Here is a 23,359-nt window from a genome sequence, read left to right as displayed (position 1 = left end):
GGATGAGTAATGATCAAGGCCCCAACATGAAAAGCGTGAGCTCCACCCCGGATAACTGCGACCAGCTGCTGCTCGACAATCAGCTGTGTTTTGCCCTGCATTCCACCTCGTTGTTGATGACCAAGGTCTACAAACCACTGCTGCAGGCCCTGGGCCTGACCTATCCGCAGTATCTGGCGATGATGGTGTTGTGGGAACGCGACGGATTAACCGTAGGCGAGATCAGCACTCGCCTGCTGACGGACCCCGGTTCATTGACACCGCTGCTCAAACGCCTCGAAGCCGAAGGCTTGCTAAGCCGCACCCGCAGCCGCGAAGACGAGCGTGTAGTGATTGTTGAATTGACCGCCCAAGGCCGCGCCTTGCGGGATAAGGCCCGGGATGTTCCGCAATGCATCCTTGGCGCCAGTGGTCAGACCCTGGAGCAGATACGCAAGTTGCAAGGTGATTTGCTGGCATTGCGTGGTCATTTGCAAGACAGCCTGTAGACAGCCAGTCAAACCGCAAAAGATCGCAGGCTTCGCCAGGTCCTACGCCGACCGCGTCCCCCGTGAAATCCCTGATTTACACCTCCCCCGTAGGAGCTGCCGCAGGCTGCGATCTTTTGACGATTTCGGGAATCGCCACAAGCAAGATCAAAAGATCGCAGCCTGCGGCAGCTCCTACGCCGACCGCATACACCCGTGAAATCCTGGTTGTACACCGCCCGCAGGCTGCGATCTTTTGGGGTCTTTTCGCTCTCTGAAAATTTCTTGTGAAATTTATATTGCGCACTAACTATTTGCGAGCTACATTTATTTCGCATTTACTGAGCGTGCAAACATTTAGCGCATAAAATCCCACCTATAAGAGGCTCCTGCCATGCAAACTCTCTATACCGCAGTCGCAACCGCTACCGGTGGCCGTGATGGCCGCGCGGTTTCCAGCGACAATATTCTCGACGTGAAACTCGCCACCCCGAAAGAACTCGGGGGTGCCGGTGGTGAGGCAACCAATCCTGAGCAGCTGTTCGCTGCCGGTTACTCCGCCTGCTTTATCGGCGCATTGAAATTCGTCGCCAGCCAGAGCAAACGCAAAATCCCCGATGACGCCTCGATCACTGCTCACGTCGGCATTGGCCAGATTCCTGGCGGTTTCGGTCTGGACATCGACCTGCACGTCAACCTGCCCGGCCTGGAACAGGCTGATGCACAGACTCTGGTCGATGCCGCGCATCAGGTTTGCCCGTACTCCAACGCCACCCGCGGCAACATCGATGTGCGCTTGCACGTCACCGTCTGAACGCCGCGCATAGTCGCTACGCGCAAACGACGCCCAGAAAAAAGCCCGACTCAATGGTCGGGCTTTTTTTACACTCGCGATTTAAGTCTGGCTTAAACCTTGGCGCGGCCCTTGTAGGAGCCACCGTCACGGGTGTCGATCTCGATCCAGTCGCCGATTTCAACGAAATCCGCAACGCTCAGCTCGGTACCGTTTTTCAGTTTGGCAGGCTTCATCACCTTGCCCGAAGTGTCGCCGCGAGCGGAACCTTCGGTGTAGTCGACCTGACGCACGATAGTGGTCGGCAGTTCAACGGAAACCAGACGCTCTTCGAAGAAGATCGCTTCGCAAACATCGGTCATGCCTTCTTCGACGAATGGCAGAACAGCTTCGATGTCTTCGGCGTTCAGCTCGTACATGGTGTAGTCAGTGGTGTCCATGAACGTGTAGGTGTCGCCGCTGATGAAGGACAGGGTCGCTTCTTTGCGGTCGAGGATTACGTCGTCCAGTTTGTCGTCAGCGCTGTAAACGATCTCGGTCTTGTAACCGGTCAGCAGGTTTTTCAGCTTGGTTTTCATGATCGCGCTGTTACGACCGGACTTGGTGAATTCAGCTTTCTGAACCAGCCAAGGGTCGTTTTCGAGACGGATCACCGTACCGGGTTTCAGTTCTTTACCAGTTTTCATTACGAATATCCGAATTTGGATGGGATTTACAAAAATCTAGGCCGCGTATCATATCCAATTTAGGTAAAACTGTACCAGTGTCGCAGCAAGATCCGCCCGCGAGGCTTGTTCCAGACACCACGCCTCGGCGTGTTCGGTCAGTTCAGGCCAGTGAATCTGCACCGCCAGCCAGTGTTCAGCCATATCCTGCCCGGCATTCCAGGCCCGCCACAAGCCGTTGAGCGCCGTTTTGGCGGGCGCTGACAAACCCTCGGTGTATAGCGTCAGGAAAGCCTCCAGCTTGTCCAGGTGGACATCATCTTCCTGCTGATAGATATGCCACAGCAGTGGCCGCCCCGCCCACTGCGCTCGCACGAAAGAGTCTTCGCCGCGCACCGCATTGAAATCGCAGCACCATAACAGGCGGTCGTAGTCGTCCTGTCGGACGAACGGCAACACCTGCACGGTCAGGGCATCACGCACCTGTACCGCGCCCACCGACAAACCGTCGACCCCAAGCCAACGCTGCACATCCCCGAGAATCCGCCCTTCGGGCACCAGCAAATGGGTCGGTTTCGAATCCGCGGCCATGACATCGAGCCAACTGGCCAGCCCGGCATTTTCATAGGCGAACAACGAGATCAGCCGTGCTCCCGCGACCGGAGCAACGCCGAATCCCTGCAGAAACACTCGCCGGGCCTTGGGGTTTTGCTGAAACTGCCGACGCTGCTCGAGCAAGCCGGCCTCACGCAGCAAGCCGCCGGTGCCGGCCTTGAATCCGGGAAAGAAGAAGTACTTCTGAACATGCTGGTGTTTCACTGACGGCAAGCCATGGCAACCCACCGTCCAGTCCTCGGCACTCAAGTAATCGAGATTGAGCCACAATGGCGTTTTTTCCCGGGTGGCCATTGCTTCCATGTACGCCGTCGGCAATTGGCAAGCAAAGGCGGCAATCACCACGTCTGCCGCGGCTGTCGATTGCCACTCGGTGGACCAGTGGCAAACTTCGACCCCCTGCTGCCACTGCCGGGCCGCATTGACCTCGATGGACGGACACAAGCGTTCGAAAGCGCGCAGATCATCGACCCACAACCGCACCGTGCAGGGATGCTCGGCGACCAATTGCCGGGCCAGGCGCCAGGTTACGCCGATGTCGCCGTAGTTATCGACGACCGTGCAGAAAATATCCCAGGTGGCTTTCATTCCGGGCTCCATTTGGCAAAGGCGCCGATTGTCCGCATAAATGGTCTCGCGCAGAAGGGGGCGAAGTCGATTAATCTGCGACAATTGCTCCCTGTTTGATCAAAGACTGCCTGCCAGGAGGCCGCCATGCCCTATCGTCCACACCCCCGCCGTTCAATGCCCGTCAGCCTCAATCCGCTACAGCTGACCGGTAGCATCGCCCTCGGTCTGTGGCTGGGCTTCATGGCAATCGCATTGACCTGCTGGCTGGCTTCACGATTTATCTTTGGTCAGCAACTGGCGCCGGTGGCGGAGGCGGTTCAGCAGTTGACGAAACCGCCCCTTGCCCAACCGAACCGCATGTTCGAGCAATACCAGGAAAACCTGCGCAAGAACGAGCAACAGCAAACCCTGGACAATGCCCGCAGCAACCTGCGCAATCTGTCCAACCCAAAATGCCAGTTCTGGCTGCAACAAGACCAGACGGCCCCCAGCGACAAGAGCCGGGCCAATGTCCTGCAATTCTGCGATTGACCATGAATAAACACGCCGTTCACGCCCTGATCCTCGAAAAGCTCAAGGTCGATCTCGATATCGTCCAACGCGCCGCGCAAACCGCCTACGAAGCCGCGACCCACGAAGAAAACAAAGCCGAGAACAAGTACGACACCCTGGGCCTGGAGGCTTCCTACCTGGCGACAGGCCAGGCCAGGCGCGTGGAAGAGATCAGGCAGGCATTGGTGCTTTGCCAGAACCTGATCCTGCGTCCGTATGATGAGCAGCAAGGCATCCAGGTCGGTACCTTGCTCGGCCTTGCAGACGACAACGGCAATCAGCAGTGGCTGTTTCTGGGGCCTGATGCGGCCGGGCTGAAGGTCTATCTGGTGGGGCAACTGATTACCGTCATCACCCCACGTTCGCCGCTGGGCAAAAGCCTGCTGGGCAAGTTCGAAGGGGATGAGGTCGAAATCAATGTGGCGGGCACCCGGCAACAGTTTGCTGTCACCGAGGTGAAGTGACGCTTAGTGAACCGGCAGTTCGACGCCGTCGAACAGCTCTTCCAGTTCCTGCTTGTTGTGGCACTGAATGGCCTTGGCCATGATTTCGCGAGTCAGGTGCGGGGCAAACTTCTCGATGAAGTCGCACATGAAACCACGCAGGAAAGTGCCTCGGCGGAAACCGATCTTGGTCACGCTGGACTCGAACAGTTCACTGGCATCGAGCACCACCAGGTCGCTGTCGAGCTTGGTGTCGACCGCCATTTTCGCGACGATGCCCACGCCCAGCCCGAGGCGCACGTAAGTCTTGATCACGTCGGCATCGGCAGCGGTGAACACCACTTTTGGCGTCAGGCCGCGATGGCTGAAGGCTTCGTCGAGTTTCGATCGACCGGTGAAACCGAACACATAGGTGACGATCGGGTATTCAGCCAGGGTTTCCAGGGTCAGCTTTGGCAACTTGGTCAGCGGATGGCCCTGAGGCACGACCACGCAGCGGTTCCAGCGATAGCAAGGCATCATCACCAGATCGCCGAACAACTCCAGCGCTTCGGTAGCGATGGCGAAATCCACGGTACCGTCTGCGGCCATTTCGGCGATTTGCATCGGCGAGCCCTGATGCATGTGCAAGGCGACGTCAGGGTATTGCTTGATAAAGCTGCTGATGACCGGTGGCAACGCATAACGTGCCTGGGTGTGGGTGGTGGCGATCGACAGAGTGCCTTTCTTCTCGTTGGAGAACTCCTGGGCGATCTGCTTGATGCTCTCGACCTTGCGCAGGATCTCGCCAGCCGTGGTGATGATGCGTTCACCGGCCGGGGTGACTCGCGTCAGGTGCTTGCCACTGCGAGCGAAAACCTCGACCCCCAGCTCGTCCTCGAGCAGGCGGATCTGTTTGCTGATACCCGGTTGCGAGGTGTAAAGGCTTTGGGCAGTAGCCGAAACGTTGAGGTCGTGGTGCGCCACTTCCCAGATGTAGCGCAGTTGTTGAAGCTTCATATGTATCCCTCAAAGCAAGGTAGACGCCACGGGCATCAGCGACGGTATATAACTATATTAATGGTTTAAAGAATAAATCTAGAACTTTTTTATCAAGGCTACGATTCCAGCCTCATCTGTCCCCGTGTCGCCGACGCTGTAACAACGGCACCAGATACACCGGCACCTGAGCCAACTGCAAAACCCGGGCGGAGGTCCGGCCCAAAGGCGTGTCCCCTCCGGCTCCATGGCTATGACTACCTACGATCAACAAATCCACCGAGAGTTTCTGTGCCTGTTCGAGAATGACCTGTGACGGATCGCCCTGAAATACCCTGACCGACTTGATCAGTGCCAGGTCCTGCTGGCCCTCCCCCAACTCTTCGCGAAAGCTGTCGAGCACACGCTGCTCGATATTGGCCATCACCGTGGACAGGCCCTGACTGTGCCATTCGTTCAACGCCTGCTCATCGAGATAACTCTGTAGCACCGATTCGGCAAATAGCCCCATGGGCTCAACGGCGTGAACCACATACAGGTCGGCATTGAAGGTTCTAGCCAGTGCCAGAGCATGTTGCATCACATAGGGGGCGTATACACCGAGGTCAGTGGCATACAGCATCGAATGAATCATATGACCTCCTCGAATGCCAAACATGGCGGAGATTTGATTCAGCTTAGCAGTGCCTTGGCGAGTACGACATTTTGCGTAAAGCCTTGAACGCCGGGCTTAAACCTTCTGCTCATTACTGATGCCGTGAGGGACGTGACCAGTGGCGACCACCTCACGGGCCAATTCGCAATGACCGGCCTGATCGTCGAAAAACACATCGGCGGCGAAGGCTTCAAGAAACGCCGACTTCGCCAGACCGCCGAGAAACAAGGACTCGTCCAGACGAATGTCCCACTCGCGCAAGGTCCGGATTACCCGCTCGTGGGCCGGCGCCGAACGTGCGGTTACCAGCGCCGTGCGAATCGGACAGGCGTCGTCGGGAAACTCTCGCTGCAGCAGATAGAGCGCCGCCAGGAAGCCTTTGAACGGCCCGCCGCGCAGTGGCTCGCGAGCCGACTCGCGCTCACTGGCCTGGAAGGCTTCGAGCCCGCCCGACTGATAGATGCGCTCGGACTCATCGGAAAACAACACCGCGTCGCCATCGAAAGCGATACGTAATTCGCCACTGGCCGCCCGCCGGGCACCACCGGAGAGAATGGTCGCCGCGGCGAAACCGGCGTCCAGTGCGCTGCGTACATCCTCGGCGTGGGTCGACAGAAACAGATCGCAGCCAAAGGCCGCCAGATAGGGATAGGGACTGCGCCCACCGACAAAGGCGGCGCGGGAAATATCGAGGCCGTAATGCTGGATCGAGTTGAATACGCGCAAACCGGTATCGGCGCTATTGCGTGAAACCAGCACCACCTCGACTCGCGCGCGACCGAGGCTGGCATTGAGACTGAGCAGTTTTTTGACCAGGGGTAACGCATCGCCCGGCTCAAGGAACTCGTCCTCATGCTCGATCTGATACTGGCGATAGGCTTCGACTCCGTGCGCCAGGTAAACCTTATGGCTCTCGGTTAAATCGAAGAGTGCCCGTGAGGAAATCGCCACTACCAGCTTGTCGCCCAAACCCTTTGCCATTTCGCTCCCCCTGGCTGACAGATTCAGCCATTACGCCGATCGATAAAACTCAACGCCTGATACAACGCCTCGATTTTCGGCAGCTCGCAGCCTGCGGCCCTGGCAACGGCCAGAGGCCTGGCGTAGATCGCCAACAATTCCAACGGGCGTTTATGCAGATAATCGTGGTACATGCTCGGCCAATAGTCCGGCATCTTTTCCGTCACCTTGAACAGATGTTCGGCATAACCCGGCGGCATCGTATGACCGCAGGCAAGCGCGCCCTGCACCACTTCGGCCATCAGCGCCTGAATCAGCTCGCGACTGCTGGCATCGGCCATCAACGGCGTGGTACTGGCGCCCAGCAGTACTGAAAGACCGTTGTACGGTACATTCCAGACCAGTTTTTGCCAGCGCGCCTGCTGCAGGTTGGCCATGGCCTGAGAGTCGATACCGGCCTGGCGAAACAGCCCGGCGCCTTGCTCGACGATCGTCTGGCGTGCCGGCGCATCGGCCAGGGCCGGGCCGCTGTGGTAACCGACGTTCACCGTACCCAGCGCCTGATGTTCGATCACACCCGGGGCTGCGCGATGCACGCAGATAAAACACAGGCCACCCAGCAGGTGCAGCGAATCCGGTAACAGCTCGCGCAGACTGTCTTCGACGTCCAGTCCGTTCTGCAACAGCAGCACTTTGGCTCCTGCGGCAGCGGCCTTGATGATCGCCGGTGCAAGCTCGGCGTTGCTGGTGGTTTTCGCGCCCACCAGCAACCAGTCACACGGCGGCATGTCGTCTGCCGAGGAATAGGCCTGGACCGGATTCAAGGTCAATTCGCCATGCACGGCGCTGTTGAGTTGCACGCCGTGTTCGGCAACCGCGGCAAATTCACTGCGCAACAGAAAGTGCACATCAAACCCGGCACGCGCCAGCATCACCCCGTAAAAACCGCCGATCGCTCCGGTACCGATAATGCCGATTCGCGGCACTGCACCCCTCATGGCAACTCCTCTGGAACTCGACTCAGCGCATGACCCACGGCCTCATTGAGCTCATTGCGCGTCAGCCGCGACTGCAAGGCCCCGTAAAACTCGCCATCACGCACCACGAACAGCGCCGGCAAATGAAATACCTGATAGCGCTCGACCACCCCACCGTTGTGCCCCGCATCGATCCAGCACAGCCGATCGACCACCAGATCCAGGCCGGGCAACTGCTGGCGGGCCCAGCGGCAACTGGCGCAACCGACACTGGTGAAGATCACCAGCGACACGCCGTTCATCGCCAACAGCTGTTGATCGGCGTCGAAATCAGTCAGCTGCGATTGGGCCACTATACTGGGTGAAACAATGTCAAGTAACCGAGACTCGGAGTCCGCGTTCATGAGACGTTTTCTACCTCATCCTGATGATGTTCCGGTCGAGTTGACCTTACGTAGACGAGAGTGTATTTCTCGCCAACAGCTGCACTCTATCAGCCTCGGTGGCATGGCTTGCAATTATCACCGAGCCTGGCGCTACGGGACCGCACTGGAAGTGCGCATGCCAACTCTCGGCGAAAATGCCTGCTACCTGGGCTATGTGGTCTGGTGTCTGCGACGCAAGCGAGGGTATTTGGTCGGGATTGCTTTTGTCGACGAACAGACGTTGTTCTGCGCGCGCATGGGCGAACAGGTGTGCCAGATGACGCGTTATTGTCGCCTGCACGAGCCGCAGACCGAGCAACAGGGCGTCGAGGCCGTGGCACTGGAATGGGTCCAGCAACATGCCGATGAGTTCTCCCATGACAACGTCCGACAGGCTTTTATGCAGCCAGTGCTGGATTAAACCCGCGCTTGCCCATTGTCGAGCCACAGTGTAACGCGCTAAGGTTCGGCTCCCCGACGCGCTTAAATCTGCTGTGCTCCGCCGCGCGGGGATCGCTGGCGGCCGGCACCCGTGACCTGACGAGTAAACGATGGCTGATTTACCGATCAACGACCTAAACGTCGCCTCCAACGAGACCCTGATCACTCCTGATCAGCTCAAGCGTGAGATTCCCTTGAGTGACGCTGCCCTGCGCACTGTGACCAAGGGCCGCGAAGTCATTCGCAACATTCTTGATGGCACCGACCACCGCCTGTTCGTCGTCATCGGGCCTTGCTCGATCCACGACCTCAAGGCCGCACACGAATACGCCGAGCGCCTCAAGGCGCTCGCTGCGGAAGTGTCCGACACCCTTTATCTGGTGATGCGGGTTTATTTCGAGAAACCGCGCACCACCGTCGGCTGGAAAGGCTTGATCAACGATCCGTACCTGGATGACTCGTTCAAGATTCAGGACGGTCTGCACATCGGTCGTCAATTGCTGCTGGACCTGGCTGAAATGGGCCTGCCGACCGCCACCGAAGCCCTCGATCCGATCTCGCCGCAGTACTTGCAGGACCTGATCAGTTGGTCGGCCATCGGCGCACGCACCACCGAATCCCAGACTCACCGCGAAATGGCTTCCGGCCTGTCCTCGGCGGTCGGCTTCAAGAACGGCACCGACGGTGGCCTGACCGTGGCGATCAACGCCCTGCAGTCGGTTTCCAGCCCTCACCGCTTCCTCGGTATCAACCAGGAAGGTGGCGTGTCGATCGTCACCACCAAGGGCAACGCCTACGGTCACGTGGTGCTGCGCGGTGGCAATGGCAAGCCGAACTACGATTCAGTCAGCGTCGCGCTCTGCGAGCAAGCGCTGAACAAGGCGAAGATCAAGCCGAACATCATGGTCGATTGCAGCCACGCCAACTCCAACAAGGACCCGGCACTGCAACCGCTGGTGATGGAGAACGTCGCCAACCAGATCCTCGAAGGCAACCAGTCGATCATCGGCTTGATGGTCGAAAGCCATTTGAACTGGGGTTGCCAGGCAATTCCGAAGGACCTGGCCGATCTGCAATACGGTGTCTCCATTACCGATGCCTGCATCGACTGGGCCGCCACCGAAAAAACCTTACGCAGCATGCATGCCAAGCTCAAGGATGTGCTACCGAAGCGTGATCGCGGATAACTGTGGTGAGGGGCTTGTTGTGGCGAGGGGGCTTGCCCCCGCTGGAGCGCGAAGCGGTCCCAAAACCATTCGGCGCGGTTCTCCAGATAAAACGCAGTCACTGATTTACGACTGCTTCGCAGCCGAACGGGGGCAAACCCCCTCGCCACAACAAGCTCCCTCGCCACAAGGTGTAGTGTTCGACGCACAATTTTCTGATCAAAAAAAAACCGGAATCTGTTAAAGGATTCCGGTTTTTTTATACCTGCTGAACACGACGATCAGATCGCCGTCGCCCCGCCGTCCACCGCCAGGGCGTGACCGGTGGTGAACGCGGCGCCATCGCTGCACAGATAGAGCACGGCGCTGGCAATCTCTTCGACAGTGCCGATGCGACCGACCGGGTGCATGGCGGCGGCGAATTCGGCCTTCTTGGGATCAGCCTCATAGGCCCGACGGAACATGTCGGTGTCGATCACTGCGGGGCAAACGGCATTGACGCGGATTTTCTTTTTCGCATACTCGATGGCCGCCGATTTGGTCAGACCGATCACTGCGTGTTTCGACGCCGCGTAGATGCTCATCTTCGGTGCCGCACCCAGGCCAGCCACCGAGGCGGTGTTGACGATGGCGCCGCCACCCTGGGCGAGCATCAGCGGCAGTTGGTATTTCATGCACAGCCAGACACCCTTGACGTTGACTCCCATGATCGCGTCGAACTCATCGAGGGTGCCGTCCGCCAGCTTGCCCTTTTCAATCTCGATCCCGGCATTGTTGAAGGCGTAATCGACCCGGCCGTAGGCGCTGACCGCTTGCTCCATCAACTGCTGCACATCGGTTTCCAGGGTCACGTTGCAACGCACGAAAACCGCGTCGCCGCCGGCTGCGCGAATCAGCTCAACGGTGCCCTCGCCTCCCGCCACATCCAGGTCCGCGACCACCACTTTCAAGCCTTCGGCGGCAAACGCCTGGGCCGTTGCGCGGCCAATACCGGCCGCTGCGCCAGTGACCAATGCGACCTGGCCGGAAAATGTCATGCTCATTGTTATGTCCTCGATGAAATGCGGGTGATCGCAGTCTAGTCACAGCGACCCGGGACGCGGCAGCACTATCAGAAGGCCGGTTGAACACTTATGGGTTGCAGTGATAAAGACGCTAGTGACTATCACCCGATTCGATCACCGCCTATTCGCTGCATCAGCAAACCTTGCGACATTGGTCATCAGGGTCTATCAATCAGACTTCATTCATCATTGAGTGCCTTTCATGACTGCCCAGACCAATCGCCAATTCCTCCTCGCCAAACGCCCGGTGGGCGCGGCGACCCGCGAGACCTTCACTTATCAGCAAGTACCGGTCGGCGAACCGGCGGCGGGTCAGATCCTGGTCAAGAACCAATACCTGTCGCTGGATCCGGCCATGCGTGGCTGGATGAACGAAGGCAAGTCCTATATTCCGCCAGTGGGCATTGGCGAAGTGATGCGCGCGCTGGGCGTTGGCCAGGTCGTGGCCTCGAATAACCCGGGCTTTGCCGTCGGTGACTACGTCAACGGTGCCCTCGGGGTGCAGGATTATTTCCTCGGCGAGCCACGCGGCTTCTACAAAGTCGATCCAAAACTGGCACCGCTGCCGCGCTATTTGTCAGCGTTGGGCATGACCGGAATGACCGCGTACTTCGCCCTGCTCGACGTCGGCGCTCCCAAGGCTGGTGAAACCGTGGTGATCTCGGGCGCGGCGGGTGCAGTGGGCAGCATTGCCGGGCAGATCGCCAAGATCAAGGGTTGCCGTGTAGTGGGCATCGCCGGTGGCCAGGACAAGTGCACATTCCTGATCGACGAACTGGGCTTCGATGGCGCCATCGATTACAAAAGCGAAGACGTGGTCGCCGGGCTCAAGCGCGAATGCCCGAAAGGTGTCGATGTGTATTTCGATAACGTCGGCGGCGATATTCTCGACGCAGTGCTCAGCCGTCTGAACCTGAAAGCCCGCGTGGTGATCTGCGGCGCCATCAGCCAGTACAACAACAAAGAGGCGGTGAAAGGCCCGGCCAACTACCTGTCGCTGCTGGTCAATCGTGCACGCATGGAAGGCTTTGTGGTGATGGACTATGCCGCTCAATTCGCCGCCGCGGGGCAGGAAATGGCCGGCTGGATGGCCAAGGGTCAGCTCAAGAGCAAGGAAGATATCGTCGAAGGACTGGAGACGTTCCCGGAAACCCTGATGAAACTGTTCAGCGGCGAGAACTTTGGCAAGTTGGTGTTGAAGGTATCTTAAGGTCGGACATCGCTGTGCGGCCCTAAAAGATCGCAGCCTATCGGCAGTTCCTACGGGATTGATGTACACCCTGTAGGAGCTGCCGCAGGCTGCGATCTTTTGATCTTTATGCCAGTTCGGCCACCACCGCAGCCAGCGCCTTGGCCGGATCGGCGGCCTGGCTGATCGGACGGCCGATCACCAGGTAGTCGGAACCGGCATCCAGCGCCTGACGTGGCGTAAGGATGCGACGCTGGTCATCCTGGGCGCTGCCCGCCGGACGAATCCCCGGCGTCACCAGTTGCAGGGACGGATGCGCGGCTTTCAAGGCCTGAGCTTCCAGTGCCGAGCAGACCAGACCGTCCATCCCGGCTTTTTCCGCCAACGCCGCCAGACGCAGCACTTGCTCCTGAGGCTCGATGTCCAGACCGATTCCCGCCAGGTCCTCGCGCTCCATGCTGGTCAGCACGGTCACGCCGATCAGCAGCGGCTTGGGACCGCTACGCTGGTCGAGCACTTCACGGCAGGCGGCCATCATGCGCAAGCCGCCGGAGCAATGGACGTTGACCATCCACACACCCATTTCCGCAGCAGCCTTGACGGCCATCGCCGTGGTGTTCGGGATGTCGTGGAATTTCAAGTCGAGGAAGACTTCGAAACCCTTGTCACGCAAGGTCCCGACGATCTCTGCGGCACAGCTGGTGAACAGCTCCTTGCCGACTTTGACCCGGCACAGTTTCGGGTCCAGCTGATCGGCCAGCTTCAGCGCGGCGTCACGGGTGGGGAAATCCAGGGCGACGATGATAGGAGTCTGGCAGGCGGACATGAGTAGGCTCTCAGGCAAGTCGAAATCGGCGCGCATTGTAGCGGAACCTGCATCAATGCGGGACCCAATGATCGGTAATTCATTCTCGAGACTGACGTGTGGATCAGCGCTTGTCATCCACCTTTACCTGACTGGTGCTCCAGTCGGTCAACAGGCTATAGGCCACGGCCAGCAGGGTCGGTCCGATGAACAGGCCGATAAAGCCAAACGCGATCAAGCCGCCAAACACCCCGAGCAGGACGATCACCAGCGGCAGATTGCCGCCACGGCTGATCAGGTAGGGTTTGAGCACGTTGTCGACGCCACTGATGATGAACATGCCCCAGGCCCCGAGGAACACTGCCATGCCGTATTCGCCTTTCCAGGCCAGCCAGGCGGTCGCGGGAATCCACACCAGCGGCGGGCCCATGGGAATCAGGCTGAGCAGAAAGGTGACGATCCCCAGCACCAGCGCGCCCGGCACACCAGCGATCAGGAAGCCGATCAGCGCCAGGACGGCTTGCGCGGCCGCCGTGCCGATCACGCCGTTGACCACCCGCTGGACCGTGCCCGCCACCAGTTCGATGTAATAACCGGCGCGATCGCCGATCAACCGTTCCAGCAGACGATGGACGAACATCGCCAGGCGCGGCCCGTCGCGATAGAAGAAAAATACAAAGACGATGCTCAAGGTCAGCTCGAGAATCCCCCCGCCGATCTGTGCGCTGCGAGCCAGCAACCAGTTGCCGACCTGCCCCAGATAGGGTTTGACCGCGAGCATCATCGCCGCGCCCTGTTGGTCGATGCTGTTCCAGATCCCGAGCAGCCGCCCGCCGACAAAAGGAATGCCCGCCAGCCAGGTCGGGGCTTCGGGAAGGCCATCGACCTGCACGTCCTTGATGAACGCCACGGCGTCACGCACGTGATCGGCCAGATTGAAGCCGAGCCAGACCAGCGGAACCGCCACCAGCAACATCCAGCAGAGGGTCAGGAGCGCGGCGGCCAGGGACTCGCGGTCATTGAGCCAACGAGTCAGCAACCGCATCAGCGGCCAACTGGCAAACGCCAGCACCGCGCCCCAGAACAGTGCCGACCAGAACGGAGCCATGACCCAGAAGCTGGCGCCGAACAACACCAGAAGCAGGATCTGCACCAACAGGCGATCGTTATTGGGCATGGAAAATCTCGTGAAAATATCAACCAACAAAGAGTAGGCGAACGGCCAGGCTCGGTCGCCTTGAGGACATTTATCGCAGCAGTTCGATACGCAGACCCGTTGCTTTATCGCTCCCCGTCTCCATCCGCGCCGCCAGCACGCCCTGCCCGATCAGCGCTTGGCGCCAGGTCTCGGCATGGGGGCCGGAGACACCGACCCGCATCGTGGTATCGAGGTTCAGGGCGCGTGACAACAAGGTCAACCAGGTCGGTATCGGTTCACCGTTGAGCTTCGGAAAGTCCAGCTCGCCGGTGTCCTTGAGTTGACGCAACAAAGTCGCGGAAGTCGGCATCAGCTCGCCAAGGGCTGTGCTGGCGTCAAACTGCTCTACATGCAAGTAAGCCCGGCGATTGCCGCGAGTGATGCTGTACAGGGCCACCAGCGAATTGTCCCGGGGTGCCGCCAGACGCAGCAGCAGGTAAGCCTGCTGCTCGTCGGAGCCATAGAGCTTGGCATTGCCGAAGACCTCGTTGGCCCACAGGCTGCTTTCCCCGCAATTGCGGGCCTGGCACCAGAACAACAGCTCCGCGCCCTGCTTCTGCAAGGCTTCACGGGCGGCGGTAAACGCTTCGGTGGACGAATGCTCGGGCGGTAACTGGTAGGTCACGGAAGTGGCTTGCCCGCGGGCGCTGACCTGACCGTCGAAACGCAACTGGCCACTGATTTTTCGAATCGACCCCAAAGGATAGATCCGCTCCAGCTCCGCGGTTGGCCGGTAGTCGACAATCTGCGCATCGGGTAACCGCGGCACTATGGGTAAATCCTGGCTGCCGGGAACATCGGCAGCGAACAACAGCGGACTGAAACAGGCCAGCCCGAGCATACTGATTAAACGCATGGATACTCTCATCGGATAAGCATGGCCTGGGCGCCTTTGACGATACTCGCATCGTCGATGCGCGGCGGTACCAGCAAGCCGCGCTGCACTGCCGGGCGGGCCTCCAGGGTGGACATCCAGCGCTGCAAGGCCGGCAAGCCATCTACCGAGACCCCGGACCACTCATGGCCACGGACCCAGGGAAAGGTCGCGATGTCGGCAATACTGTAGTCGCCGGCCAGAAACTCGGCCGCTTGCAGGCGAGTATCCAGCACTTCATACAAGCGGCGGGTTTCATGTTGATAGCGGTCGATGGCGCCCTGGAGCTGCTCCGGGAAATAGCGGAAAAACACATTGGCCTGGCCCTGCATCGGGCCGATGCCGCCCATCTGGAACATCAACCACTGGATCACCCGCGAGCGGCCCTTGGCGTCCTTGGGCATCAGCTTCCCGGTCAGCTCGGCCAGGTAGATAAGGATGGCGCCGGATTCGAACACGGCGAAGTCGCCATTGGCGCGATCGACAATCGCCGGAATCCGGCCATTGGGATTGATCTTGAGAAAATCTGCAGCCTTCTGTTCCTTTTTGTCGAAACTCAAGGCATGCACTGTGTAAGGCAGGCCGAGTTCCTCGAGCACGATAGAGACCTTGTGGCCATTCGGGGTCGCAGCGGTGTAGAGATCTATCATGGTTGTCTCCCATTTCAACCCGCCCAGCCTCGACAGTTGCCCGCTGCAAGTCAAGGAACGGCGAAGAACCGATTGAAACAGTCTGCAACAAGGGCGGCCCCGGGCTCGTCATTCAGGTGCAAATGATGGCCGCCAGGCAGCTGTTCACGGCTAAAGGGTAGACGCTCCAGTAATTCCGGATGTTGCGCCAACATGCCGTCAGCGGCGACCACCAGCCGGGCCGGGCAACTGATGCGCTGGACGAAAGTCATCGCCTGCTCTTCGGTCAGGCGCAGCGGCGAAGCCAGGGTCAGACGACTGTCGCTGCGCCAGGTATAGCCGCCCGGTACCGGCATCAGCCCGCGCTGAGCGAGCAACTCCGCCGCTTCCCGACTGACCGCCACCAAGCCTTTCATCCGTGCTTCGATGGCGCGGTCCAGGGTGCTGTAGACCGGTTTGCGCTTGTCCTGCAGGTCCAGTTGCGCTTGCAGGGCCATGCCCATTCGTTCGGCAGCATTGTCGCTTTTGGCGGTAGGAGGAATGACTCCGTCGATCAGCGCCAGGTGGCTCACGCGCTCCGGCAGCGCGCCGGCCAGCACCAGCGATACGATCGCCCCCAACGAGTGCCCGAGCAGGGCAAAGCGCTTCCAGCCCAGTTGCTCGGCGACTTGCAGTACGTCGTAGACGTAATCCCATAGCGCGTAACTGGCGCCAAGTGGCCGATGCCCGGAATGACCATGCCCGGCCATGTCCAGCGCTACGATGCGCAACCCCGAGAGCTTGGGCGCCAGCCGCGCGAAGCTGTTGGCGTTGTCCAGCCAGCCGTGCAAGGCAATCACCGGCACGCCGTCTTCGGGACCAAACAAGTGCGCGGCCAACTCGATATGCGGCAGGCTCAGGCGAACTTCTTCAACCGGGGTTTTCATGCGCAATTTCGCTCGCGGCGGCTTTCCCAGCGACTGAACAGATTCTTCAGCAACGTGGCGGTGTCCTGTGGACGTTCGAGGGGAAACATATGCCCGCCGGGCATGGTCAGCGATTCGCCGTGGGGTAGACGCCCGACCGAGCTGGCGTGATGGCGCATCACCACCCGGCTCTGCCGTCCACGGACCACCGCCAGCGGCACTTTCAACTGCCGTGCACGACCGGGGCTTACATGCGGGACGCCACGGTAGATGCTGATTTCCGTCGCGGGGTCAAAACTCAAGCGCAGACGATCGCCGACCTTGTGCAAGCCGTGTTGCAGGTAAGCGTCGAAGCATTCCGGGTCGAAGCCGCGAAACAGGGTTTTCCCGGCGAAGTAATTGCGCGCGGTTTCCAGATCGGCGAACTCTTCCCGTCGCCCGAGCGTGCGGCCGGCCGGGGTCAGTCGATCGATAAAACCAAAGCGCTTGGCTGCGTGGATCACCCACTGATCGGCGCGGGTCAGCACCGGCGAATCGAGCATCACCACCCCGCGGTAGAGTTGCGGGCAACGCAATGCCGCGTGCAAATGCAGAACACCGCCAAAGGAATGGCCCACGCCCCATACCGGTTCAGGTTGCTGCTCAAGGTGATGAATCAGTTCATCCACCAGGTTCAGCCAGTTGTCGTCCACCGGGAAACGCGGATCGTGGGCGTGTTGCTGCAGATAGGCAACCTCATATTCCGGCGCCAGCGCGGCGAACAACTTGCCGTAGGTGGCCGAAGGGAAGCCATTGGCGTGAGCGAAAAATATCTGCTGCGACATACCGGCTAATCCATAAGCGAAATCAAGCCTTGATTGTCCGCAAGCCGGTGAAGAACAGCAATGACCGTAACTGCCAGGAATGATGACAGTCCTGCCGCGGCTATTTCGGCCGGCATACCTGTTAGTTCTGACAGTTGACAGCAAATCGACACGAGCGAATAAAGGAACCTCGCGACTTTCATCAACCCCGAAGTCGCCGCCACGGAGCTGGCCATGCTGCATGCGCACACCCCGACACTCAAGATGATCGATCCTCGCGGGCTCGCCGTGCGTGCTGTGGCCTATCACCGTGGCTCGACCCTTGAGGCCCGCATCTCCCGACAGACCTACGATGCTGCCGGGCGAGCCACCCATAGCCACGACCCGCGACTGTTCAAACTTCTTGAGCGCGAACCGCAGGCCCGGGCCAATCTTTCCAGGGTGTTCAGCCTGTCGGGCAGCGTCCTGCTGAGCGACAGCGTGGATGCCGGCTGGCGCCTGAGCCTGGCGGGAGAAGCCGGGCAATGGTTGGAGAGCTGGGACCAAAAACTCAATCACAGTCGCATCGACTATGACCACCTGCTGCGGCCCATGATGGGTTATGAACAGCCAGCCGACGAGCCGGAGCGACGCAGTGCGTGTTTTACCTATGCCGAACCAACGGCTGAGTCTGCTAGCCGCAACCAGTGCGGCCAGTTGATTCGCCATGACGATACGGCCGGCACCCGACATTTTCCCGAGTTCAGCCTGGCAGGCGCGTCACTTGCACAGACCCGCTATTTTCTCGAAGACTATGAAACCTGTGCGCACTGGCCAGAAGCAGTGGCCGACCGCGACCTGCTGCTGGAAACCACGGGTGCCACCACCCGGTTCAGCTACGACGCCGCGGGCGAGCTCTTCAGTCAGACCGATGCGCAAGGCAACATCCAGTCGTTCAGCCAGACCATCGCCGGGCAGTTGCGCGAAACTCATCTGAAACTCGCCGAAGGCTCTGCCCTGACCCTGGTCAGCGCGATCCAGTACAACGCCTTCGGCCAGATCGAACGGCAAACCGCCGGTAATAACGTCGTCTCCTGTGCCACTTACTCAGCGCTGGACGGTCGACTGCAACAGCTCAAGGCCCAGGTTCCCGGGCAAGCTGCGCTGCAGGATTTGCGCTATGACTACGATCCGGTCGGCAACCCTCTAAAGGTCAGGGACGCTGCCCAACCGGTCCGTTACTTTCGCAACCAGCGGATCGAAGCGCTCAACACCTACGAATACGACACGTTGTATCAACTGACCAAAGCTACCGGTCGTCAGGCGATTAACGGCCTGATCGGCCCGCAGTTGCCGGCATTCCAGTCGCCTGCCGACCCCAGCCAGCTGGAAAACTACACCCAGACCTTCCGCTACGATCCCGGCGGTAATCTGGACGTGCTGGTGCACACCGCCGCCAGCCAGAACCAGACTCGGCGCATGGGCACTTCGACGTTCAGCAACCGCAGCCTGCCCGAGAAAGCGGATGGCGAACTGCCGACGGAAGCCGAGATCGCCGCCGGATTCGATGCCAACGGCAACCCGAAGCTGCTGCAACCCGGCCAACCGCTGGGGTGGGACGTGCGCAACCAGCTGTGTCGGGTCGATCAGGTGGTTCGTGAAGAGGGTCCCCATGATGCCGAAATCTACCTCTATGACGGCTCCGGACAACGGCAACGCAAGATCCGCAGTGCCTACACCGGCACGCTCACTCGCACCCACGAAGTGCGTTATTTGCCGGGGCTGGAGATTCGCACCTCGCCCGATGAGACCCTGTATGTCCTCACGGTTCAGGCCGGGCGCAGTACGGTGCAGGTGTTGCATTGGGAAAAAGGCCGGCCACCGGGTATTGCCGACCATCAACAGCGTTACAACCTGAGCGATCACCTGGGATCGAGCACATTGGAGCTGGATGAAAATGCCGGCCTGATCAGCCAGGAATGGTTCTATCCCTACGGTGGAACAGCCTGCCGGGCCGGGCGCGACAAGGTCGAAGCCAGCTACAAGACCCTTCGCTACTCAGGCAAGGAACGCGATGCCACGGGGCTGTATTACTACGGGTTCAGGTATTACGCACCGTGGTGGCCGCGCTGGATCAACCCGGACCCAGCGGGGGCTGCCGATGGGTTGAATCTGTATGCCATGGTGCATGGCAATCCATTGAGATATGTCGACATACAAGGTCTGAGCTTATCTGAAGCCGCGCAAGCAGGAGGAGCATCACTGCTTCGTGAAACCACTGCGGCGACGGTGGGCGCGGGAGTCAGATACGGTGCGGCAGCATTACTCAGTTCTTTCAATCCGGTGAACTGGGCATTGACCCTGATCGGTGCGCTCATCGGTGCGGCAATGGGTGCAGTGGTCGGCGCAGGCGTGGCCAATTGGGCGCAGTCGAACACCGGGGGACATTCATCCAGCAGCTCCCGGCAATGGGCCTGGACAATCGTTGGCGCCATTCTGGGTGCATCGATTGGCACCGCGCCTTCGCTTATTGGCCATTTCATCGCTCCGGGGATCAACAGTCCAGCCATAGCTACGATCGCCAGCCTGCCTGGCAGTTTTGCACGGGAACTGACCTTCCAAAGCCTCAATCACCTGGGCCCATCCAACCCCTGGGACCGCTTTCCCGAACTACGCACCTTTGTACTGGGTACCTTCGCCGCTATGGTCGCCGCGGGTATGGTGGGAGCTGCCGGGGGACTTCTGCTGCCAGCCAATGACTTCAGCGTCAATCACGCCATCGAAGGCATTGTTGTCGCCGGGGTAGCTACAGGCAGCGGGGTGGCAGCATCCTCGGTCGTGCGAGGGACGAGTGCCAAATCGACGTTCAAGAAAGGCAGAGGCGGAGGGCCCAAGGTCAACGGAACAAAACTGCTGATCGGCACTGCAACCCGTGGCACGTTCGCAACGCTTGGCCAACTGATCGGCATACCCCTGGCAGAGGTAATCAGCGCCTCAGACCCCATATTGGGCAACGCCCTCACGCGAAGCATCACCAGCGGAATCGGTGGCAACCGCCTGGCAGTGAAGACTGCGGTGGATTCAGGCCTGAGTGGATTCACCTCGCAGAACACCGCAGAGTTTTCTCACGACATTGAAATGGCTGATATCACTGGCGCCGGGGTCACTGGCACAGGCGTACCCACCTCTGCCGCAGAAAACACAATGGGCCCAAGCGATCCCCAAGTCATCCATGGGTTCAGTATCAACGAACCGCGCCAAGGCCAGCGGCGCTATTCGCTCTAGCCAATATCACCCCTGGCAGCTGTCATGCTGGCACGGTTGCAAGAGGTCCTTACTGCCCCGGCGGTGTCTGCCCCAGCGGCACCACCGCCATGGTCAGCCGCGATACACAGCTGGCCTTGCCTTCGTCGCTGCTCAGGCGGATGTCCCAGACGTGGGTGGTGCGACCGATGTGGATCGCGCGCGCCACTGCCGTCACCCGCCCGCTGCGCAAGCCGCGTAGATGGTTGGCGTTGATCTCAAGCCCTACGCAATAGAACTTGCTGGCATCGATGCACAGGTAGCTGGCCATCGAGCCGACGGACTCGGCCAGCACTACCGACGCGCCGCCATGCAGCAAACCATAAGGCTGATGGGTGCGATGGTCGATCACCATGCTTGCGCTCAGGGACTCTTCGTCAAAGGACTCGAAGCGGATATCCAGCACTTCGCCAATGGTGTTTTTCTGGATCGTGTTCAGTTGCTCGATGTTGGGAGTGGTACGCCATAGACTCATTGCTACATCCTTAATTGGTTTTATTCGCGTCAATCCTGCCACAGCACCACTTCGCCACGCTCGCTCCACTCCTGGAAGCGCGCGCCGTAGGTGGCCTCGATCACATTGCGTTTGATCTTCAAGGTGGGGGTCAGGAATCCGTTTTCCACGGCCCAACTGTCCTTCACTACCACCAGTCGACGCAAGCGCTCGTGTTTGTCGAGCGCGCCGTTGACCTCTATCAGCAAGGTTTCCAGGCTGGAGAGCAAACCCTTGCGGGCGGCGCCGCTGGCATCCTCATGCCCGACCGCCGACAGCACGCACAATCCCAGCGGCGCACTCAAGCCATCCCCGACCACACACACCTGCTCGATCCGCGAATGCACCGCCAGGCGATTTTCAATCGGCGCCGGGGCGACGTATTTGCCCTTGCTGGTCTTGAAGATTTCCTTGAGCCGCCCGGTCAGGCGCAGATTGCCTTCGGCGTCCTGCTCACCCTTGTCGCCGGTGCGCAGAAAGCCGTCTTCGGTCAGGGTTTCGGCGGTTTTCTGCGGGTCCTTGTAGTAGCCGAGCATGGTCGCTGCGCTGCGCACCTGCACTTCACCCGTCTCGTCGATCCGCACTTCGACTCCCGGGCAGGGTGCGCCGATCCAGCCTGGTGTGTGCTGCCCTGCACGCCCAACGTGGGAATAACCGCAATTCTCGGTCATGCCATAGACTTCCAGCACATCCAGACCGAGCCGCTGATACCAATCGAGCAGGGTCTGCGGCACCGGCGCGGCGCCGGACAAGGCGATGCGCAAGGCATCCAGTCCCAACCCGGCGAGGACTTTGTGCCCTACCCGGTGGCCAATGATCGGCAAGCCCAGCAGGAAATCCAGGCGTTTGGCGGGCATCTTGCTGTACACGCCCATCTGGAATTTGGTCCAGATCCGCGGCACACCGAACAGCGCGGTCGGACGGGCGCGCTTCAGATCGGTGAGGAAGGTGTCCAGGCTCTCGGCGAAAAACACCGTTTGCCCGGTATAGATTGACGCCAGTTCGACAAACATCCGTTCCGCCACATGGCACAGCGGCAGGTACGACAGCAGCCGATCCGACTCTCCCAGGCCGAACAATTGCGTGCCCTGGGTAGTGGCGAAAGCGAGATTGGCGAAACTGTGCATCACCCCTTTTGGCAAGCCAGTGGTGCCCGAGGTGTAGATGATCGTCGCCAGTTGCGTGGCAGTGGGCAGCGGGTCGTCCTGGATCGGTGAACTGCGTTGCAGGTCGGCCCAACTGTAATCAAACGAACCTTCGGGACAGAGTGGCAGGCTGATGGTCGGCAATTCGCCGCGGATCCCGGAGGCCATGCCCGGCCAGTCATCGAGTTTGCCGATAAATACCAGCACCGACTGCGAATGCTCCAGCACTTGCGCAACCGAGTCGGCCGTCAGGTTGGGATACAGCGGGACAGACACATGCCCGGCCATCCAGATCGCCAGATCAGCGATGATCCAGTGCGCGCAGTTTTTCGAGATGATCGCGATGTGGCTGCCTTGCGGCAACTCCCGCGCGCGTAGCCAGTGGGCAGCGCAGCGGGCCTGGTGACCGACGTCGGACCAACTGAGGGTTTCGACCTGCCCGCCTCCCTGTGGCTGGACCAGGAAACGTTGGAGGGGATGATGAGCTTCCCGCTCGTAGAACATTTCCAGCGGCAAACGAAAAGCGGCAGACATGCGATGCGCTCCCTTTTTGTTCTGTGTGCTGGAAAGCGTAGTCAACCAAGCAACTGCTTGGTCGACTATTTCACAGACAAAGGACGGACATTGGCAGTGTTGCACATAAAAAGATCGCAGCCTGCGGCAGCTCCTACGCCGATCTGGTACACCTACTAAATTGCGGTTGTACGCAAAACCCGTAGATACCGTCTTAACTCTCACCGGGCAAGCGCAAGTTTCGGGTCAAAGGGCTGGCCCGATTTGATCACTCCAAAGATGATGTGCAGCAGCTTGCGCATTGCTGCACAGATGATCTGCTTGGGGGCCTTGCCGTTGGCTTTCAATCGCTCTTTGAGCGCGATAATCGCTTCGTTGTGCTGCATCGCCACCAGACCTGGCATGTAGAGCCCGGTTCGGAGTCGCGCTGATCCGATTTTCGAGATAAAGGTGCGGCCCTTAAGCTGGCCAGACTCTTCCAGCTTTGGATTTAAGCCCGCCGCCGCCACCATTTGTCGAGGATTCGAATACTTTCGCAGGTCGCCCAGCTCGGCAAACAGCATTTGCGCCGATTTGTCGGCAATGCCATCAATGGTCACCATCAAATCGCGCATTTGGCGCATGTCCGGGTCGTCATCAATGTGTTTCTTGAGAGCCTTTTTGGTTTCGGCAATCTCTTTCTCGATGTGGCTGATTACGGATTTGATCGAAATCTTGACGCTGTCGTCGGACACATCCAGACGATTACGTTC

25 protein-coding genes are annotated in these 23,359 nt (G+C 59.7%); 8 read left to right on the top strand and 17 right to left on the bottom strand.

Features of this window, described 5'->3' with window-relative positions:
- The first annotated feature begins 26 nt into the window (after window positions 1–26).
- Window positions 27–488, top strand: a complete 462-nt coding sequence (locus F8N85_RS21145) for a MarR family winged helix-turn-helix transcriptional regulator (protein WP_150805557.1) — start codon at window positions 27–29, stop codon at window positions 486–488.
- A gap of 373 nt (window positions 489–861) precedes the next feature.
- On the top strand, window positions 862–1,281 hold the full coding sequence (locus tag F8N85_RS21140; RefSeq protein WP_150805469.1) for an organic hydroperoxide resistance protein: 420 nt from the start codon (window positions 862–864) through the stop codon (window positions 1,279–1,281).
- Window positions 1,282–1,373: 92 nt separating this feature from the next.
- Here the strand turns inward: F8N85_RS21140 and F8N85_RS21135 are convergent, their stop codons facing one another.
- Together F8N85_RS21135 and earP are read right to left on the bottom strand one after the other, a co-directional pair.
- Window positions 1,374–1,946: an elongation factor P gene (locus tag F8N85_RS21135; RefSeq protein WP_150805468.1), complete on the bottom strand. Its 573-nt coding sequence runs from the start codon at window positions 1,944–1,946 to the stop codon at window positions 1,374–1,376.
- 48 nt (window positions 1,947–1,994) lie between these two features.
- Complete coding sequence (gene earP, locus F8N85_RS21130) at window positions 1,995–3,128, bottom strand: elongation factor P maturation arginine rhamnosyltransferase EarP (RefSeq protein WP_150805467.1); 1,134 nt, start codon at window positions 3,126–3,128, stop codon at window positions 1,995–1,997.
- Between the two features lie 126 nt (window positions 3,129–3,254).
- On the opposite strand from earP, the gene F8N85_RS21125 reads away from it, so the two are divergent.
- On the top strand, window positions 3,255–3,641 hold the full coding sequence (locus F8N85_RS21125; protein WP_150805466.1) for a hypothetical protein: 387 nt from the start codon (window positions 3,255–3,257) through the stop codon (window positions 3,639–3,641).
- Window positions 3,642–3,643: 2 nt separating this feature from the next.
- Window positions 3,644–4,126 carry a GreA/GreB family elongation factor gene (locus tag F8N85_RS21120; protein WP_150805465.1) on the top strand — a complete coding sequence of 161 codons (483 nt, stop codon included), beginning with the start codon at window positions 3,644–3,646 and terminating at the stop codon, window positions 4,124–4,126.
- Between the two features lie 3 nt (window positions 4,127–4,129).
- Here the strand turns inward: F8N85_RS21120 and cysB are convergent, their stop codons facing one another.
- The 5 genes from cysB to F8N85_RS21095 form a co-directional block, all read right to left on the bottom strand.
- Window positions 4,130–5,104, bottom strand: a complete 975-nt coding sequence (cysB, locus tag F8N85_RS21115; protein WP_150805464.1) for an HTH-type transcriptional regulator CysB — start codon at window positions 5,102–5,104, stop codon at window positions 4,130–4,132.
- A gap of 112 nt (window positions 5,105–5,216) precedes the next feature.
- A complete protein-coding gene (locus F8N85_RS21110; protein ID WP_150805463.1) occupies window positions 5,217–5,717 on the bottom strand; it encodes a universal stress protein in 501 nt (166 codons plus the stop codon).
- 96 nt (window positions 5,718–5,813) lie between these two features.
- Entirely contained in the window at window positions 5,814–6,719 is a 906-nt protein-coding gene (locus F8N85_RS21105) for a 5'-nucleotidase (RefSeq protein ID WP_150805462.1), read from the bottom strand.
- 23 nt (window positions 6,720–6,742) lie between these two features.
- Window positions 6,743–7,696, bottom strand: a complete 954-nt coding sequence (locus F8N85_RS21100; RefSeq protein WP_150805461.1) for a putative 2-dehydropantoate 2-reductase — start codon at window positions 7,694–7,696, stop codon at window positions 6,743–6,745.
- Window positions 7,693–8,079 carry a thioredoxin family protein gene (locus F8N85_RS21095; RefSeq protein WP_150805460.1) on the bottom strand — a complete coding sequence of 129 codons (387 nt, stop codon included), beginning with the start codon at window positions 8,077–8,079 and terminating at the stop codon, window positions 7,693–7,695. The genes F8N85_RS21100 and F8N85_RS21095 overlap by 4 nt, the downstream gene beginning before the upstream one ends.
- Between F8N85_RS21095 and F8N85_RS21090 the strand changes: the two genes are divergently transcribed.
- Complete coding sequence (locus F8N85_RS21090; protein ID WP_150805459.1) at window positions 8,078–8,521, top strand: PilZ domain-containing protein; 444 nt, start codon at window positions 8,078–8,080, stop codon at window positions 8,519–8,521. The genes F8N85_RS21095 and F8N85_RS21090 overlap by 2 nt on opposite strands.
- Window positions 8,522–8,651: 130 nt before the next feature.
- The gene (locus F8N85_RS21085) at window positions 8,652–9,728 is read left to right on the top strand and encodes a 3-deoxy-7-phosphoheptulonate synthase (RefSeq protein WP_150805458.1); all 1,077 of its coding nucleotides are present in this window, start codon (window positions 8,652–8,654) and stop codon (window positions 9,726–9,728) included.
- 260 nt (window positions 9,729–9,988) lie between these two features.
- Here F8N85_RS21085 and F8N85_RS21080 read toward each other — a convergent pair whose 3' ends face one another.
- On the bottom strand, window positions 9,989–10,750 hold the full coding sequence (locus F8N85_RS21080) for an SDR family oxidoreductase (RefSeq protein WP_150805457.1): 762 nt from the start codon (window positions 10,748–10,750) through the stop codon (window positions 9,989–9,991).
- Between the two features lie 223 nt (window positions 10,751–10,973).
- On the opposite strand from F8N85_RS21080, the gene F8N85_RS21075 reads away from it, so the two are divergent.
- Window positions 10,974–11,981, top strand: coding sequence for an NADP-dependent oxidoreductase (locus F8N85_RS21075; RefSeq protein WP_150805456.1), 1,008 nt, complete (start codon window positions 10,974–10,976; stop codon window positions 11,979–11,981).
- Window positions 11,982–12,087: 106 nt separating this feature from the next.
- Here F8N85_RS21075 and pyrF read toward each other — a convergent pair whose 3' ends face one another.
- From pyrF to F8N85_RS21045, 6 genes are all read right to left on the bottom strand, one after another.
- Window positions 12,088–12,786 (bottom strand): orotidine-5'-phosphate decarboxylase, encoded by a 699-nt coding sequence (gene pyrF, locus F8N85_RS21070; RefSeq protein ID WP_191636227.1) that lies wholly within the window; start codon window positions 12,784–12,786, stop codon window positions 12,088–12,090.
- A 103-nt stretch (window positions 12,787–12,889) separates the two neighbouring features.
- Complete coding sequence (locus F8N85_RS21065) at window positions 12,890–13,942, bottom strand: AI-2E family transporter (protein ID WP_150805454.1); 1,053 nt, start codon at window positions 13,940–13,942, stop codon at window positions 12,890–12,892.
- A gap of 70 nt (window positions 13,943–14,012) precedes the next feature.
- A complete protein-coding gene (locus F8N85_RS21060) occupies window positions 14,013–14,819 on the bottom strand; it encodes a DUF4892 domain-containing protein (RefSeq protein WP_150805453.1) in 807 nt (268 codons plus the stop codon).
- A gap of 8 nt (window positions 14,820–14,827) precedes the next feature.
- On the bottom strand, window positions 14,828–15,487 hold the full coding sequence (locus F8N85_RS21055; protein ID WP_150805452.1) for a glutathione S-transferase family protein: 660 nt from the start codon (window positions 15,485–15,487) through the stop codon (window positions 14,828–14,830).
- A gap of 50 nt (window positions 15,488–15,537) precedes the next feature.
- Window positions 15,538–16,392, bottom strand: a complete 855-nt coding sequence (locus F8N85_RS21050) for an alpha/beta hydrolase (protein ID WP_150805451.1) — start codon at window positions 16,390–16,392, stop codon at window positions 15,538–15,540.
- A complete protein-coding gene (locus F8N85_RS21045; protein WP_150805450.1) occupies window positions 16,389–17,195 on the bottom strand; it encodes an alpha/beta fold hydrolase in 807 nt (268 codons plus the stop codon). Before F8N85_RS21045 ends, F8N85_RS21050 begins: the two co-directional genes overlap by 4 nt.
- 213 nt (window positions 17,196–17,408) lie before the next feature.
- Between F8N85_RS21045 and F8N85_RS21040 the strand changes: the two genes are divergently transcribed.
- Window positions 17,409–20,438 (top strand): RHS repeat-associated core domain-containing protein, encoded by a 3,030-nt coding sequence (locus F8N85_RS21040; RefSeq protein WP_150805449.1) that lies wholly within the window; start codon window positions 17,409–17,411, stop codon window positions 20,436–20,438.
- Between the two features lie 49 nt (window positions 20,439–20,487).
- Here F8N85_RS21040 and F8N85_RS21035 read toward each other — a convergent pair whose 3' ends face one another.
- The 3 genes from F8N85_RS21035 to F8N85_RS34590 form a co-directional block, all read right to left on the bottom strand.
- The gene (locus F8N85_RS21035) at window positions 20,488–20,931 is read right to left on the bottom strand and encodes a hotdog fold thioesterase (protein ID WP_150805448.1); all 444 of its coding nucleotides are present in this window, start codon (window positions 20,929–20,931) and stop codon (window positions 20,488–20,490) included.
- Between the two features lie 29 nt (window positions 20,932–20,960).
- Window positions 20,961–22,628, bottom strand: coding sequence for an AMP-binding protein (locus tag F8N85_RS21030; protein WP_150805447.1), 1,668 nt, complete (start codon window positions 22,626–22,628; stop codon window positions 20,961–20,963).
- Between the two features lie 200 nt (window positions 22,629–22,828).
- A partial coding sequence (locus F8N85_RS34590; RefSeq protein ID WP_191636226.1) for a transposase occupies window positions 22,829–23,359 on the bottom strand: 531 nt, incomplete at its 5' end.

This window comes from Pseudomonas fluorescens (assembly GCF_902497875.1).
In the GTDB taxonomy this organism is placed as follows: domain Bacteria; phylum Pseudomonadota; class Gammaproteobacteria; order Pseudomonadales; family Pseudomonadaceae; genus Aquipseudomonas; species Aquipseudomonas fluorescens_BR.
The sequence above is the reverse complement of the archived record's forward strand: the minus strand, read 5'-3'. Positions and strand labels throughout refer to the sequence as shown.

Coding starts and splice junctions, on each gene's coding strand:
- F8N85_RS21090 (WP_150805459.1), top strand. CDS start 8,078: ATGAGACGTTTTCTACCTCATCCTGATGATGTTCCGGTCGAGTTGACC.
- F8N85_RS21075 (WP_150805456.1), top strand. CDS start 10,974: ATGACTGCCCAGACCAATCGCCAATTCCTCCTCGCCAAACGCCCGGTG.
- F8N85_RS21040 (WP_150805449.1), top strand. CDS start 17,409: ATGCTGCATGCGCACACCCCGACACTCAAGATGATCGATCCTCGCGGG.
- F8N85_RS21140 (WP_150805469.1), top strand. CDS start 862: ATGCAAACTCTCTATACCGCAGTCGCAACCGCTACCGGTGGCCGTGAT.
- F8N85_RS21055 (WP_150805452.1), bottom strand. CDS start 15,487: ATGATAGATCTCTACACCGCTGCGACCCCGAATGGCCACAAGGTCTCT.
- cysB (WP_150805464.1), bottom strand. CDS start 5,104: ATGAAGCTTCAACAACTGCGCTACATCTGGGAAGTGGCGCACCACGAC.
- F8N85_RS21030 (WP_150805447.1), bottom strand. CDS start 22,628: ATGTCTGCCGCTTTTCGTTTGCCGCTGGAAATGTTCTACGAGCGGGAA.
- F8N85_RS21110 (WP_150805463.1), bottom strand. CDS start 5,717: ATGATTCATTCGATGCTGTATGCCACTGACCTCGGTGTATACGCCCCC.
- F8N85_RS21035 (WP_150805448.1), bottom strand. CDS start 20,931: ATGAGTCTATGGCGTACCACTCCCAACATCGAGCAACTGAACACGATC.
- F8N85_RS21085 (WP_150805458.1), top strand. CDS start 8,652: ATGGCTGATTTACCGATCAACGACCTAAACGTCGCCTCCAACGAGACC.
- F8N85_RS21120 (WP_150805465.1), top strand. CDS start 3,644: ATGAATAAACACGCCGTTCACGCCCTGATCCTCGAAAAGCTCAAGGTC.
- F8N85_RS21060 (WP_150805453.1), bottom strand. CDS start 14,819: ATGCGTTTAATCAGTATGCTCGGGCTGGCCTGTTTCAGTCCGCTGTTG.
- F8N85_RS21065 (WP_150805454.1), bottom strand. CDS start 13,942: ATGCCCAATAACGATCGCCTGTTGGTGCAGATCCTGCTTCTGGTGTTG.
- F8N85_RS21145 (WP_150805557.1), top strand. CDS start 27: ATGAAAAGCGTGAGCTCCACCCCGGATAACTGCGACCAGCTGCTGCTC.
- F8N85_RS21135 (WP_150805468.1), bottom strand. CDS start 1,946: ATGAAAACTGGTAAAGAACTGAAACCCGGTACGGTGATCCGTCTCGAA.
- F8N85_RS21105 (WP_150805462.1), bottom strand. CDS start 6,719: ATGGCAAAGGGTTTGGGCGACAAGCTGGTAGTGGCGATTTCCTCACGG.
- earP (WP_150805467.1), bottom strand. CDS start 3,128: ATGAAAGCCACCTGGGATATTTTCTGCACGGTCGTCGATAACTACGGC.
- F8N85_RS21045 (WP_150805450.1), bottom strand. CDS start 17,195: ATGTCGCAGCAGATATTTTTCGCTCACGCCAATGGCTTCCCTTCGGCC.
- F8N85_RS21095 (WP_150805460.1), bottom strand. CDS start 8,079: ATGAACGCGGACTCCGAGTCTCGGTTACTTGACATTGTTTCACCCAGT.
- F8N85_RS21050 (WP_150805451.1), bottom strand. CDS start 16,392: ATGAAAACCCCGGTTGAAGAAGTTCGCCTGAGCCTGCCGCATATCGAG.
- F8N85_RS21080 (WP_150805457.1), bottom strand. CDS start 10,750: ATGAGCATGACATTTTCCGGCCAGGTCGCATTGGTCACTGGCGCAGCG.
- pyrF (WP_191636227.1), bottom strand. CDS start 12,786: ATGTCCGCCTGCCAGACTCCTATCATCGTCGCCCTGGATTTCCCCACC.
- F8N85_RS21100 (WP_150805461.1), bottom strand. CDS start 7,696: ATGAGGGGTGCAGTGCCGCGAATCGGCATTATCGGTACCGGAGCGATC.
- F8N85_RS21125 (WP_150805466.1), top strand. CDS start 3,255: ATGCCCTATCGTCCACACCCCCGCCGTTCAATGCCCGTCAGCCTCAAT.